Below are 14,457 nucleotides of genomic sequence, written 5' to 3' on the forward strand. Positions count from 1 at the left end.
CGAAGCGACAGCGCCATCGATTGCCGGAATGGCGAACGAGGATGTCGTCATCAGCGTTAAGAATCTCTCCAAATGTTATCAAATATATAGCCAGCCACATGATCGCCTGAAAGAATCGATCTATCCGCGTCTGCAGCGCTTGCTGGGTAAGCCCGCAAGACAATATTTCCGCGAATTCTGGGCACTGAAAAATGTGTCATTCGAGGTGCGCCGGGGGGAAACCGTGGCCATTATCGGCCGCAATGGTTCAGGCAAGTCCACTTTGCTGCAGCTGATTTGCGGCACGCTCGATAGCACAGGCGGCACGGTTACCACCAAGGGCCGCGTCGCCGCGCTGCTGGAGCTTGGTGCCGGTTTCAACCCTGAATTTACGGGACGCGAAAACGTCTACATGAGCGGCACCATCCTTGGCTTGCGCAAGGAGGAAATCGATCAGCGGTTTGATGCGATTGCCGCCTTTGCGGAAATTGGCGATTTCATTGAACAGCCGGTCAAAGTCTATTCCAGCGGCATGTTTGTGCGCCTGGCATTTGCCGTCATCGCGCACGTCGACGCGGATATTTTGATTATCGACGAAGCGTTGGCAGTCGGTGATGCCGTTTTCACCCAGAAATGCATGCGCTATATCCGGGACTTCCAGAAACGGGGCACCTTGCTGTTCGTCAGCCATGATATGGGATCGGTGCAAAACCTGTGTCAGAACGGCATCTGGTTGGCCCATGGCGAAGCAAGGATGATCGGTAGTTCCCAGGAAGTATCGGAAGCCTATTTGCAGCACACCTTGCAGGAGACCTATGGCAAGGATGCCAAGCTCAGCGTGGTGGAGCGCAAGAAAGCTGCGCCGGTAGTGGGACAGACCAAGCCTGCTCTCGACTATGCGGCGCAGGTGGTCGTGCGGGATAACCTGGAGCATGCGAAAGGCTGGCAGACGGGCGTGATGGAATTGCTGAGCGTTACGCTTGATCGTCTGGACAGCGCCAATGAAGGCGCATTCCTTGGCGGCGAAAGAGTCTGCCTCACGGTGCGTGCCAAGGCACATCAGGACTTGCCGCAACCCATCCTCGGTTTTACCGTGCGGGACCGCCTGGGACAGGAGTTATTTGGCGAAAACACCTTGCCCTTTACTGACTTGCAGGTAAGTCCCGTGGCAGCGGGCCAGGAGTTTTCTGCTGAATTCACATTCGTTCTGCCTATGCTGCCAAACGGCGAATATGCCGTGATGGCCTCGGCTGCCACCGGGACTTTGTATGACAATATCCAGCATCACTTTTTGCACGATATCCTTGTGCTGACGGTTAGTTCCAGCAAGATACGCTGGGGACTGGTTGGCCTACCTTTTGAACACGTCGTCTTAAAAGTTGCAAATGAACAATAAATCCTTACAGCAGATGTATTTTGAGCATCACGGCAAAGTGTCGGATAAATGGTCTTTGTATTTGCGTGAATATGACCGCATATTCGGACCATACCGCAGCAGTAAAATTGCGATGCTGGAGATCGGCATCCAAAATGGTGGCTCATTGGAAATATGGTCCAAGTTTTTCCCGCATGCGGAAAAATTTATTGGCTGTGATATCGACCCGGAATGTGCACGCTTGCGTTATGACGATCCGCGGATCGTAGTTGTTACGGCGGATGCCAACCAGGACGAGACAGAACAGACAATTATTTCGCATGCTAGCGCATTTGACATTATTATTGATGATGGCTCGCACCTTTCATCTGATATCGTTAAGTCGTTTGTCCGTTACTTCCCATATTTGAAGCAGGGGGGAGTGTTCGTCGCGGAAGATTTGCATTGCAGTTACTGGAGCGAATTTGAAGGCGGCCTGGTGGATCCGACGTCTTCCATCAACTTCTTTAAGTTGCTGGCAGACATCGTTAACTATGAGCATTGGGGCATCGCAAATTCGCGTGCTGACCTGCTGGCAATGTTTGCTCAGCAGTATCAGGTGCATTTTGACGAAGTCATGCTGGGTCAGATCCATTCGGTCGAATTCATTAATTCTATCTGTGTTATCCATAAGGCGCCGGCGCAAGCCAATGTGCTGGGTGAGCGCGTTATCATTGGCGAAGATGAGCTGGTTGCCTCGAATGTCAAGACTTACCACCGGAGTTACGGTACGGCGCTGAAGCAGACGCATAACGTCTGGTCTTACCTGCCTGAGCCGGTTACGACGGCGGGCAGCATACGCCCCGCACTGCAAGAGCGTAGCGAATTACAGCGCTCGGCCCATCTGGATGCGGTCGGTTACCAGCAGCAAATGCTTGTGCTGCATGTTTCCGCTCGGCAGGCGAAAGAGCGTATGGATGAGGCCGTTCAGGCACAGCATGCCTTGGAGCAGAAAATTGCCGATGACACACTTGAAATGTCGCGGTTGCGCTCGGAGCTTGCCGCACGCGATGCCCATCTAAATGAATTGCGTGCCGATATGGCGGCAGCTCAGGAACTCAAGCAAGCCTTCGCCAAAGCGGAGGCGCAATTGGCGGATGTGCAGACGCATGTTGGTAATTTGGAATATCAACGCAATTTCTTGAATGCGGAAGTGTTTCGTCTGACGCAGGAAGCGTCGAGCTTTGGCGCAAAGCTGGGCCGCCGGATTACTGGCCTGCGTGGCAAACTGGCACCGATACAAAGCCGCCGTGGAAAAATGGTGACCTTCGGTGTCCGCTTTGCCACCAAGGTTGCGGTGGCCGGGCCCGGGGAAGCGACGCGGGTCGCCGGCTTGCGCCTGCGCTCCATGTTTTCCAGCAAGAAGGCGCAGTACCAGCACAGTGCACATGGCGCCCGCGCGGAAGACAGCAACTTGCCACGTGCAAGAACGGATCATCCGCAACTGGAAGCGTGGATCGCCGAGCACGAACCAGACCAGGTTGCCTTGCAGGCGCAGGCGCTGGAATCGGCTGCGTTTGGCTATCGTCCTCTCATCAGTGTCGTCATTCCCATTTATAAGGTGCCGCGTGACGTCCTGTCCGAGACGCTGGGCTGCCTGCGTGAGCAGACGTATGCGAACTGGGAAGCCTGTATCGTGTGGGCGGACTCCCCTGATCTCGACGGTTGGCGCTGGTTGCAGGAAGTGACTGCTGACGATCTCCGTTTCAAAGTCGCCTACTTGCCGGAGAATGCCGGTATATCCGGCAATTCGAATGCGGCGCTGGAACTGGCGACCGGGGAATATGTCGCATTGCTCGACCATGACGATACGCTGACGCCATGGGCGTTTTATGAAGTGGCAAAGCTGTTGCAGACAGCGCCTGAGACAGACTTCATCTATTCGGACAAGGATTCGATGACAGCCGATGGGTACGTGCGCATGAATGCCCTGTTCAAGCCGGAGTGGAGTCCCGAGATGATGCATTCGGTAAACTACCTAACGCATCTGAATGTCATGCGGACGCACTTGATCCGTGACATTGGTGGTTGGCACAAAGAAACGGATGGTGCACAGGATTGGGATATCTTCTTCCGTGTCATAGAGAAGGCCAAACATGTCGCTCGGATACCGTCTATTTTGTACCACTGGCGTATTTTGCCGACATCGACGGCCACAGGTCTCGCCGCGAAACCCTATGCGGCCATGGGGCAGTTGCGCGTGCAGCAAAATTACTTCCGGCGCAAGGGTTTGCCAGCGACTGCCATGCCGACACGCGACGGGCTGTTCCATATCCACTGGCCGAACAAGACCATCACGAACGACGTGGTAATTTATCAAAGTGGCACGCCGGAGCAATTATTGACGGCCCTGAACGTGTTGCGCTGCAATCACCTAGCTCAGGTGCGCAATATTCATGTCGTGTGCCGTAGTGCAAATCTTCAGCAAGTACTCAAGGCTTGCCAGGGTTGGAATGCGCGATTTATGTTCAGTGCCGTGGATGCGCCCGACTGGCGCCAGGCCCTGAACGTCCTCAAGGAAGTGCCCCCCGAGCAGGTGATCGTCTTGCTCGATGGCCGTGCCAGCGATTATTCCGCCACCATGTTCACCGAGCTGACCGCATGGGTGGAAGAGCATGATGAAATCGCGTGGACCAGCGCGATCGCCTTGAATCCAGACAATACTGTTTACGAAGCCGGGCGCGTCGTTAGCGACGACCATCGTTCAGCGCCAATGTTTCATGGCAGCCCCTTGTATTCGTTTGGCTGGTTTGGCGGTCCGCTCTGGTATCGGAATAGCCGCGCCGCATCGCCTTACGCGATGGCGATGAAGTCCGGTGCCATGCATATGGCGCTCGACAGCCTTGTCGACGTCGCGTTGAGCGGCAGCGGCTTTGAGCAATTTTGCATGGCGCTGACGCTGACGGGCCAGCGCGGCCTGGTCAATCCTTTCGCGAAAGTGTTTTTCAGCCAGTCGCCGGAATCACAATGGCCGAATGATGGCAAGCTTTATCATTCCGATCCGTATTTCAATCCCGCTTTTGATCAAGTCAGTCCGCTCAGGTTGCATTCATGAAAAAAGTAATTAAATCCGTAGTACGAAAAGTTGCCAAACGTGTGCTTGGCACGGAAGTCATCCTGAATGACTCGACCTGGTCAGGCTATACGCGCGACGCGCTGCAATTGGCGCGCATCATCGACTGCGCGCCAGAGCATTTGCGCACACCACAGCAACATCCTGAGCGTATCGCGGCCAAAATACAGGACCGTGTGTGCAACTGGTATTTGCCGCAGTTCGACAGCCCGTTTTATGGTGGCGTCATGACGATTTTGCGCCTGGCGGAAAGCCTGCAGCGCCTGCAGGGCATGAAACAGCGTTTCTTGATTTGCGGCGATGCCAGCCAAAGCGAAATGAAGGCGAAAGTGGTCAGTGCTTTCCCCACACTGGAGCAGGCTGAGTTGATCGTACTCAATTCCGCCAAGGCGATCAACGAGATCCCCGCTTCCGACTACTCGGTCGCGACGCTGTGGACGACCGCGTATGTCTTGCTGGGTGTGCAAAACACCGGTTATAAATTCTATATGATCCAGGATTTCGAGCCGGCGTTCTATCCAGCCGGAAGTACCTATGCCCAGACCGAGTTGACCTATCATTTCGGCTTCTATGGCATCTGCAATACGCAAACGCTCAAGGAAATATACGAGCGCGATTATGGCGGCTGCGCTGTCATACTGCAGCCAAGTATCGATCAGACGGTTTTTTATCCGCCAAAGGAAGAGCGCCCGGCGGCGCCAAAACGGTTGTTCTATTATGCCCGTCCGGGCACGCCGCGTAACGGCTTTGAATTGGCTGCGGCTGCATTGACACGCCTGAAGCAGGAGCAGGGGGATCGCGTGGAAATCATTTGCGCCGGAACAGGCTGGAATCCCGAGCAATATGGCCTGGGTGGCATGGTGACCAGTGTGGGCATGTTGCCGTATGCGGCAACAGGTGATCTGTACCGCAGCTGCCATGTCGGCTTTGTCATGATGATGACGAAACATCCATCCTATTTACCGTTCGAGCTGATGGCTTGTGGTTCCACCGTCGTGACCAACTACAATGCGGCCAATACCTGGCTGCTGAAGGATGGAGAAAACTGTTTCCTGGCACCCCCAACGGCCTCGAACATCGCCGCTACGTTGGCCTATGCCCTCGATCATTACGAGGAGACGGCCGCCGTGCGGCGGAATGCCGCCCACCACATTCAGAATACCTTGTCGGGATGGGACGTCAGTCTGGGCGCAGTGGCAGATTTCATGCTGAATCCGCCTGCGTCGTTTCTGGACAGAACGCCATTCGGCCTGAAGTTTTCTGCGGCAAAGCCTGCCTGACCATGCGGCCATCATATCCGGCAATAGCTATTGTCTACGGTATGTCGCTGCTTCTGGCGCTGGGAGGTTGCGGGGACGCCAGCGAAGTTCCCCCAGCGCGTGCGATCATGCCACCGGTCATTTATGAAGGAAAAATAGTGCGCCAGCCACCAAGTAACGGTGGCAAAAAGGATGGCTGGTTCCTGGTGCAGGATGGCCAGCGGCGCTGGATCAGCAACACCGCCTGGCTGCATAAAAATGGCTATACGCCGGATATGGTGCTGGAAATCAGTGCGGCTGAATTTAATGCCCTGGGCGAAAATCCGCTTCCGATGGAATAGCCGTCGGGCCGGTGAGCACACTGCCGGTATCCCCCTTTCCTGTCCCGCGAAGCACGGATTTCGCCTGGCAGGACGAGTCAATGGGCGCCAAATCCGCATGTCCCTTGCAAACTGCGCAATGGCAGCCGTGTTTGTACTACTCTAATAATTTGATCGCAGGAGACGTTTTGTCCGACAACCGCAATGAAATCAATGCGAGGCGCACAGGCGGTGGTAGCGGCTTGTTGGCTGTGCCGGCCATGTGGATTGTGCTACTTTTTTTGGTGGCAGGCACCTTCATGTCTGCCCTGATTCCTCCGTTCCAGTCCCCGGATGAGTTTGAGCATGTCAAACGTGCTTACTTCTTATCTCATGGAACAATCCTGCTTGATGCACCCGAAGGACAGCAGTCCGGTGGTTACATCGACGGTGGCTTGGGCGCATATATCGGCGTTTATGCGAACTTGCCTTCCGCACGCGACCGGCGTTTATCCATTGAGAAATCGGATGCTGCGCTGGATATCCAATGGAACGGTCAGAAGGAATACACACCTGCCCCCGGGTCGGCTGTCTATTTCCCCTTAGTATATCTGCCGCAGGCGCTCGGCCTGGCTATCGGCGAACGAACTGGCATGAGCGTGGATGCCTCGTACCGTCTGGCGCGGCTTTTTGTCTTGTTTGCTGTGGCGGGCGTCCTGGTACTGGCATTGCGTTTGTTTCCAACGAACCCATTGCTGCTTGCAATGCTTGTTTTGCCTATGAGCCTGTTTCAATTTTCATCGGCGACACTCGACGCATTCTCGAATGCGCTAGCGATATTTTGTATTTCGGCCTTTTTGCGCTTGTCGGTGGACCGGGAAAAAGCGGCGGCTTGGATTTTTTATGTCTTTGCATTGTGCATTGCCATCTTGATCAGTTGCCGTGTCCATTTGCTGCCGATGCTACTGCTGCTGCTACTTAGTTGCCGCTATGTGACGCATAAACGGAGATGGCTGATTTTTGCGCTGACCACGGTGTTTATTTTTGGCTGGATCATTCTGGCGATGAAGACCACAGTCGATCACCGCGCGAACCTGGGCGCCTCGACTGGCAGCATCGTTGCGTATTACGTCAAGCATCCATGGAGTTATTTTGAAGTATTGGTTGCCACGCTCTCATCGTCGGACTTGCAGCGTTTCTATCGCGAGTCCTTCCTGGGCATTCTTGGCTGGCTCGATACGCCATTTCGAACAGGCGTGTATGTTTTTCTGACCTGGATGTTTGGCCTGATAGCGGTGCTGTCGATTTCCGTCAAAACACTACGGCTAAGCATGCGCCCCAGGATGGCCCTGGCCATTTGCGCGGGCTTATCCGTTCTGCTGATCTTTTTTGCTTTGCTGGTGAGCTGGACTCCACACCCTGCATCCATTATCAATGGCGTGCAGGGAAGGTATTTTTGGGTGCCGGTCGCCATGCTAGCGTATGCCATTTCGGGTGAGGCGGCATTAAATGAGGGGTGGCAGCGTAAATTGGCGTTGCTGCTGGTTTTTGTTGTCGGACTTTATTCGATGTCGGAAACGGCGCGTAGCCTCATCAGTCGTTATTACATGGGCATCCAGGAGACTGAATTGCTATCGTTGCCTATTCATCCGAGTCCTGCCTTGAGCGCTGATCAGGCGATTACAATTCAATTTGACGAAAAGCAAAAAAGCATTCCGCAATCGTTAAAGCGCATCGGCATCATGTTTGGGACCTACGCTAGGGACAATCCCGGCAGCGCCGGTCTCGTCTTGACGGCGCTGGATGGCAGAGTGTTGACGGTACCTTTCCAGCTTGATGTGCTTCAGGATAACAAGTACCACTTTTTCACATTGGATCCGTTGCCGTACCATCTTGCCCGCATCGTATCTACTGGCGGTGCCGGCGTGAGCACATGGGAGGCGCACCATGCCGATGGTCGTGTGACTACGTGCATCGTGTATGAGTTTGCAAACGGAACAAAACGATATACGCCGGGCTGTGCGCGCTTTTAAGGTGCCAGGCCATTCATGAGCTAACGTTGTCTGACTGATCCTATGCCGCGATGCGAGATCAGTCAGCGCGCGTTCCTACTTGAAAATCCAGATGCGTCCCAAAATGTAGCCATTTGCGGCCACAAGCGGTAGCGAAATGATCTTGCCGTACAAGGGATTGATGCCGGCGATCAGTGCCAGTTGTACCAGGCCGATCGTCAACAGATAGTTCATCAAGACGACGCATAAATAGCGGATGAAAGAACCATTTTTTTTCGGGTTCTTGAACGTGACCTTGAAGTGGAACGCGTAATTCACCAGCAAACCCAGAGCGAAACCGCAGGTGGTTGCGATGACTGGATGCGCTCCCCCCAGTATCAGTAACTGCATTATTCCGATGTCGACTACCGCGCTTAGAACGCCGCCAAGCAGATAAATGACAATCTGCGGTTGCCATAGTTTATGTATTAATTTTGGCAATCTTGACTTTCTTTTTGTGAATGGCCCGGCGTGGCACTGAGGCAATATCATAAGCGACAAAGGACAGGATCAATTGCATGCCCATCAAGACCGGCAGGGCAGCGAGCATGACTGTACCCGCTGGCGTCTCGACGCCGGCCTGCATGGAGAGGAACCAGTGCCAGCCACCGTACACGGCGCCACCCACCAGCATCAGCAGGCCGATTGGCAATTCAAGCGAGGCGAGCGACATATTGCGCAGATAGTAATTATAAAAAATCCGCTTGAAGAAGTTGCGTCCGTGCTTGAGCAAGAACTCGGTAATGATCTTGGAAATCTTCAGATTGCTGACTTCATCGCCATAACTGGCATCCATTGGAATGTCGACCACCTTGGCGTTAATGGTATTTAACCTGAATAACATATCGGTTTCAAAAAAATATCGGCGGCTGATTTTTTTGAAGGGCAGGTGGCGGGCTGCATCTGCATGAATTGCAGTGAAACCATTGGTGGGGTCGAAGAGGTCCCAGTAGCCAGAGGACAGCTTGGTCATCAGCGACAGCACGGCATTGCCGAACAAACGCATCGGCGGCATGGACCTGATTTTCTCCAGGTCGAAAAAGCGGTTGCCTTTTGTGTAATCTGCTTCACCGCTGAGAATGGGAGCAACAAAGTCAGTTATCAATGTCGGATCCATTTGACCGTCGCCATCGACCTTGACAATCACATCAATGCCCTCGGCAATCGCCGCCTGGTAGCCGCTCATGACCGCGCCGCCGACACCTTGATTCTCGCTATGTTCAATAACCCGCACACGATCATCCGAGCATTTCTGCTTTACCAGCGTTCCGGAGCCATCCGGACATTTGTCATCCACGACATAGATCCGGCTCACTTCCGGGCCGATGCCTGCGATGACGTCAAGAATATGGCGCGTAACGCGATAGCTTGGAATGACTACGGCAATGGTGTGATTTAAAGTCATAGGTAATCGGTAGTGATGCAATGTCTCGTTGATGAAAAGTCGCCGCTGCTGGCATTTTCGAACCGATTGCCGCGTCCAATATACGCAGCAGTTGAATGACAGGGAAAAGATTCACTCATGCCCCCGGGCCTGCAATTATGAAGGTGCCCTTGCTGAAGCTAGAGGCCAAGAATCAACGTGCCCGGGCATTCCAGGCACACATTTCGCTTGGTGTGTGCAATCATGCTGCTTTGACCGGCATCGATTATAGCGTCAGGTAGGGGGCACGGCGTGGGTAAAGGCAGCGAATGGATCAATTGTATTTACATGAAACCACGCGGTACTGCTTTTATCCTGCAATATTGTCAGGCCCCATACACTGTCGCATGACTATTTTTTATTGTAGCAATGCGGGCAAGACACCTCATACACATACTCGGGCGCCAGCTGCTGGCGCGGCGTGACGACGGCGCGGCAGACGAAGCACTGTACGGTTTCCGTCGGTTCCAGCTTCGGGTTCAAGGCCGTGCGGTAGTCGAAGACGAAGCAGTCGCCCGTGTAGTGCTCGCCGCCCACTTCTTCGAAATACTTGAGGATACCGCCGTCGAGCTGGTACACGCTGTCGTAGCCGATTTCCTTCATGTGGATGGCGGCCTTTTCGCAGCGGATGCCGCCCGTGCAGAAGGTGACCACGGTCTTGCCTTCCAGTTCATCCTTGTGGGCGGCAGCCACGGCCGGGAATTCCGTAAACTTGTCGATACGGTAATCGAGTGTGTTGTTGAACGTCCCCACGTCCACTTCAAACGCGTTGCGCGTTTCCATCATGACCACGGGTTTGCCTGCATCGTCAACGCCGGCATCGAGCCAGCGCTTGAGCGTGTGTGCGTCGACGGACGGGGCGCGGCCCAGCTCCGGCTTGATCAGCGGCATACGCATGGTGATGATTTCTTTTTTCAGCTTGACCAGCATGCGCTTGTGCGATTGCTCATTCGACAAGCTTTCCTTCCATTCCAGGTCCGCCAGGCGGGCGTCGCTGCGCACCCAGGCGAGGAAGTTGTCGATATGCTCGCGCGTGCCCGAGAGGAACATGTTGATGCCTTCCGGCGTCAGCAGGATGGTGCCCTTCAGACCCAGCGCCAGGCATTGCTCCTGGTACAAGGGACGCATGGCTTCCGTATCGGCCAGCGTGATGAATTTATACGCGGCGATATTGACAAACGTGGCGGCCGGCGGACTGACGGCGGCGGAAATGGCGGGTGTTGCTGGGGTGAAGGCTTGCATGATGGCGATCGGCTTAGACTGAACAGCCGATATTATAAGCCCGACAGGCCGGCCAGGATACCCGGTACACACGCGCGACGCGGTAGAATAGACCCCATTGAATTTTGCACGAAACGGTACACAGGATGGAAATGGTAATGCAAGAGGCCGGCGCTCCGGCAGGTTCACCGCAAGCCCCGCAAGGGCCCGCATTTGTCCACTTGCGCGTGCACTCGGAGTATTCGATCGTCGACGGCCTGGTGCGCATCGATGACGTGGTCAAGGCGGCGGCCAAGGACAAGCAGGTGGCGCTGGCCGTCACCGATTTGTCGAACCTGTTTGGCATGGTCAAGTTCTACAAGGAAGCGCGCGGCAAGGGCATCAAGCCCATCGTCGGCGTCGACGTGTGGATCACGAATGACGACAACCGCGAAAAACCGTCGCGCCTGCTGCTGCTGGCGAAGAACCGCATGGGCTATCTGCAGCTGTGCGAACTGCTGTCGACGGCCTGGCTGACCAACCAGTACAAGGGCCGCGCCGAACTGCGCATCGAGTGGCTGCAGGCGCTGGCGACGAATACCTATGACCTGTACCCGGGCGAAAGCGCGGCCAATGGCTTGATCGCGCTGTCCGGCGCGCACTTCGGCGATGTCGGCATTGCCATCGAGAATGGCAACCTGGCCCTGGCCGAGCGCAATGCGCAGCGCTGGGCCGAGATTTTCCCTGGCCATTTCTATATCGAAATCCAGCGCGGCGGCCAGGCCAACCAGGAGGCGCAGGTGCGCCACGCGGTGGCGCTGGCGGCCAAGCTGGGCTTGCCCGTGGTGGCGACGCATCCCGTGCAATTTATTTCCCCAGAGGAATTTATTGCCCATGAAGCCCGTACCTGTATCGCCGAAGGCGAGATGCTGGCCAACGCCAAGCGCGTGAAGCGCTTCAATGACAGCCAGCGCTTCCTGTCGCAGGCGGATATGCAGGAACTGTTCGCCGACTTGCCGGCCGCGCTGGCCAATTCCGTGGAAATCGCCAAGCGCTGCAACCTGACCTTGACCCTGGGCAAGCCGCAACTGCCGAATTTCCCCACGCCGCCCGGCATGACAATCGACCAGTTCCTCGTCGCCGAATCGCAGGCGGGCTTGGAAAAACGGCTATTGCAGCTGTATCCCGATCCCGAACGCCGCGAAAAGGAGCGTCCGCGCTATGAATCGCGCTTGAAATTCGAGACGGACACGATCTGTAACATGAAATTCCCCGGCTACTTCCTCATCGTGGCCGAGTTTATCCAGTGGGCCAAGGAAAACGGCGTGCCCGTCGGTCCGGGCCGCGGTTCGGGCGCCGGTTCGCTGGTGGCGTATTCGCTGCTCATTACCGACCTCGATCCATTGCAATACAACCTGCTGTTCGAGCGCTTCCTGAATCCCGAACGCGTCTCGATGCCCGACTTCGATATTGACTTTTGCCAGGAAGGGCGCGACCGCGTCATTCAGCACGTCAAGGATTTGTATGGCAAGGAGGCGGTCTCGCAGATCGCCACCTTCGGTACCATGGCGGCCAAGGGCGCGATCCGCGACGTGGGCCGCGTGATGGACTTCGGCTACAACTTCTGCGATGGCATCTCGAAGCTGATTCCGTTCAAGCCCGGCAAACCTGTGTCGATCGCCGACGCCATCGAGGAAGAGCCGCTGCTCAAGGAGCGCCTTGAAAACGAGGAAGAGGTCAAGCAGCTGCTGGACCTGGCGCAGCAAGTCGAAGGCATCACGCGCAATATCGGCATGCACGCGGGGGGCGTGCTGATCGCCCCGGGCAAGCTGACGGATTTCTGCCCGCTGTACACGCAGGGCGGCGACTCGGGCGTCGTGTCGCAGTATGACAAGGACGACGTGGAAGCCGTCGGCCTCGTGAAGTTCGACTTTTTGGGCTTGACCACGCTGACGATTCTCGACCGCGCCGTGCGCTATATCAAGCAGCTCGATCCCGCGCAAGCTAATTTCGATTTGGCAACGTTGCCGCTGAACGACAAGCCGTCGTATGACCTGCTGACCAAGGCCAAGACCGTGGCCGTGTTCCAGCTGGAGTCGCGTGGCATGCAGGGCATGCTGAAAGACGCGCGTCCAGACCGCTTCGAAGACATTATCGCGCTCGTGGCGCTGTACCGTCCGGGCCCGATGGACCTGATTCCCGATTTCTGCAAACGCAAGCACGGCGAACGTTTCGATTATCCCGATCCGCGCACGGAATCGATTCTGTCCGAAACCTACGGCATCATGGTGTACCAGGAGCAGGTGATGCAGATGGCGCAGATCGTCGGCGGCTACTCGCTGGGCGGCGCCGACATGCTGCGCCGCGCGATGGGTAAAAAGAAAGCCGAAGAGATGGCCGAGCACCGCGAGATATTCCGCGCCGGTGCGGCGAAAGATGGCTTGACGGCGGAAAAGGCCGACGAGATCTTCGACTTGATGGAAAAGTTCGCCGGCTACGGTTTCAACAAATCGCACGCCGCCGCTTACGCCCTGCTGTCGTACCACACGGCGTATCTGAAAGCGCACCACACGGCCGCCTTCATGGCCGCCAACTTGTCGCTGGCCATGGACGACACGGACAAGATCAAGATCCTGGTGGAAGACTCGCTGGAAATCTGTAAGTTGACCTTGTTGCCGCCGGATATCAACGAATCCGATTACCGCTTTACGCCGAGCGGCGAGGCGCCATCCGTCAGCGGCAAGAAGGTCACGCAGATCCGCTACGGCCTCGGTGCCGTGAAGGGGTCCGGCCAGAACGCCATCGAAGCCATCATCGCGGCGCGCGAGGCGGGCGGCCCGTTCACGAGCCTGTTCGATTTCTGCAAGCGTGTTGATAAAAAGCAAATCAACCGCCGCACCATCGAATCGCTGATCCGCAGCGGCGCCTTCGACTGCCTGAAGGTCGACCGCGCCATCCTGCTCGCCTCCGTGGCCTTTGCCATGGAGTGCGCCGACCAGGCGGCCAAGGCGGCGAATCAGGTGAGCCTGTTTGGCGGCGACGACAGCGACATGGTGGCGCCGCCCGAGTACGTGAAAGTGCCCGTGTGGACGGATAAACAGCGCCTGACGGAAGAAAAGATCGCGCTGGGCTTCTATTTGTCCGGCCATTTGTTCGATTCGTATGCGCCCGAGGCGCGCCGTTTTGCGCGCACGAAACTGTCGGAGCTGTCGCCGTCGCGCGAACCGCGCATGATGGCGGGCGTCATCACGGGCTTGCGAACGCAGATGACGCAGCGCGGCAAGATCCTCATCGTCACCCTCGACGACAAGAGCGGTACCGTCGAGGTGACGGTGTACGGCGAATTGTTCGATTCCAACCGGAAAATCTTCAAGGAAGATGAATTCCTCGCCGTCGTGGGCAAGGTGTCGGAAGACCGTTTCTCGGGTGGCTTGCGCATCACTGCCGAGAGCGCCTTCGACATCATCGCCGCGCGCGTGCAATACGGCCGGCAACTGGGCCTGACTCTGCCCACGACGCTGGACATGAAGCGCATCAGCGACGTGATCATGCCGCACCGGGCTGAGGACGGATTGCCGATCGCCGCCAAGGTCAGCCCGCAAGGCGTCAGTTGCGTGCTGCAATTCGGTGACGCGTGGCGTGTGGCGCCGTCCGATGAGCTGCAGACGGCGCTCGAGCAGGTACTGGGCGCGCAAGAGGTGGCGGTCGAATACTGACCGGCAAGCGCTCAGCCTGAAAAACAAAAGCCAAACCGCAGAC

9 protein-coding genes are annotated in these 14,457 nt (G+C 56.2%); 6 read left to right on the top strand and 3 right to left on the bottom strand.

Annotated features, from left to right (window positions below; all coding sequences use genetic code 11):
- The first annotated feature begins 28 nt into the window (after positions 1-28).
- The 5 genes from BXA07_RS10485 (at position 29) to BXA07_RS10505 (ending at position 8,057) form a co-directional block, all read left to right on the top strand.
- Positions 29-1,375 carry an ABC transporter ATP-binding protein gene (locus tag BXA07_RS10485; protein WP_076568002.1) on the top strand — a complete coding sequence of 449 codons (1,347 nt, stop codon included), beginning with the start codon at positions 29-31 and terminating at the stop codon, positions 1,373-1,375.
- Complete coding sequence (locus BXA07_RS10490; protein WP_083708153.1) at positions 1,365-4,448, top strand: glycosyltransferase; 3,084 nt, start codon at positions 1,365-1,367, stop codon at positions 4,446-4,448. The genes BXA07_RS10485 and BXA07_RS10490 overlap by 11 nt, the downstream gene beginning before the upstream one ends.
- Positions 4,445-5,746, top strand: coding sequence for a glycosyltransferase family 4 protein (locus BXA07_RS10495; RefSeq protein ID WP_083708154.1), 1,302 nt, complete (start codon positions 4,445-4,447; stop codon positions 5,744-5,746). Before BXA07_RS10490 ends, BXA07_RS10495 begins: the two co-directional genes overlap by 4 nt.
- A gap of 41 nt (positions 5,747-5,787) precedes the next feature.
- Positions 5,788-6,066 carry a hypothetical protein gene (locus tag BXA07_RS10500; RefSeq protein ID WP_139335524.1) on the top strand — a complete coding sequence of 93 codons (279 nt, stop codon included), beginning with the start codon at positions 5,788-5,790 and terminating at the stop codon, positions 6,064-6,066.
- 80 nt (positions 6,067-6,146) lie between these two features.
- Positions 6,147-8,057, top strand: a complete 1,911-nt coding sequence (locus BXA07_RS10505; protein WP_083708155.1) for a DUF2142 domain-containing protein — start codon at positions 6,147-6,149, stop codon at positions 8,055-8,057.
- 75 nt (positions 8,058-8,132) lie between these two features.
- Here BXA07_RS10505 and BXA07_RS10510 read toward each other — a convergent pair whose 3' ends face one another.
- The 3 genes from BXA07_RS10510 to BXA07_RS10520 form a co-directional block, all read right to left on the bottom strand.
- Entirely contained in the window at positions 8,133-8,567 is a 435-nt protein-coding gene (locus BXA07_RS10510) for a GtrA family protein (RefSeq protein ID WP_083708156.1), read from the bottom strand.
- The gene (locus BXA07_RS10515) at positions 8,497-9,480 is read right to left on the bottom strand and encodes a glycosyltransferase family 2 protein (protein WP_076567887.1); all 984 of its coding nucleotides are present in this window, start codon (positions 9,478-9,480) and stop codon (positions 8,497-8,499) included. The genes BXA07_RS10510 and BXA07_RS10515 overlap by 71 nt, the downstream gene beginning before the upstream one ends.
- Positions 9,481-9,849: 369 nt before the next feature.
- Positions 9,850-10,740: a sulfurtransferase gene (locus BXA07_RS10520; protein ID WP_076567888.1), complete on the bottom strand. Its 891-nt coding sequence runs from the start codon at positions 10,738-10,740 to the stop codon at positions 9,850-9,852.
- A gap of 137 nt (positions 10,741-10,877) precedes the next feature.
- On the opposite strand from BXA07_RS10520, the gene dnaE reads away from it, so the two are divergent.
- Positions 10,878-14,414 carry a DNA polymerase III subunit alpha gene (gene dnaE, locus BXA07_RS10525; RefSeq protein ID WP_139335525.1) on the top strand — a complete coding sequence of 1,179 codons (3,537 nt, stop codon included), beginning with the start codon at positions 10,878-10,880 and terminating at the stop codon, positions 14,412-14,414.
- Positions 14,415-14,457 lie beyond the last annotated feature (43 nt).

The sequence above is a fragment of the Janthinobacterium sp. TND4EL3 genome, assembly GCF_900156175.1.
In the GTDB taxonomy this organism is placed as follows: domain Bacteria; phylum Pseudomonadota; class Gammaproteobacteria; order Burkholderiales; family Burkholderiaceae_D; genus Janthinobacterium.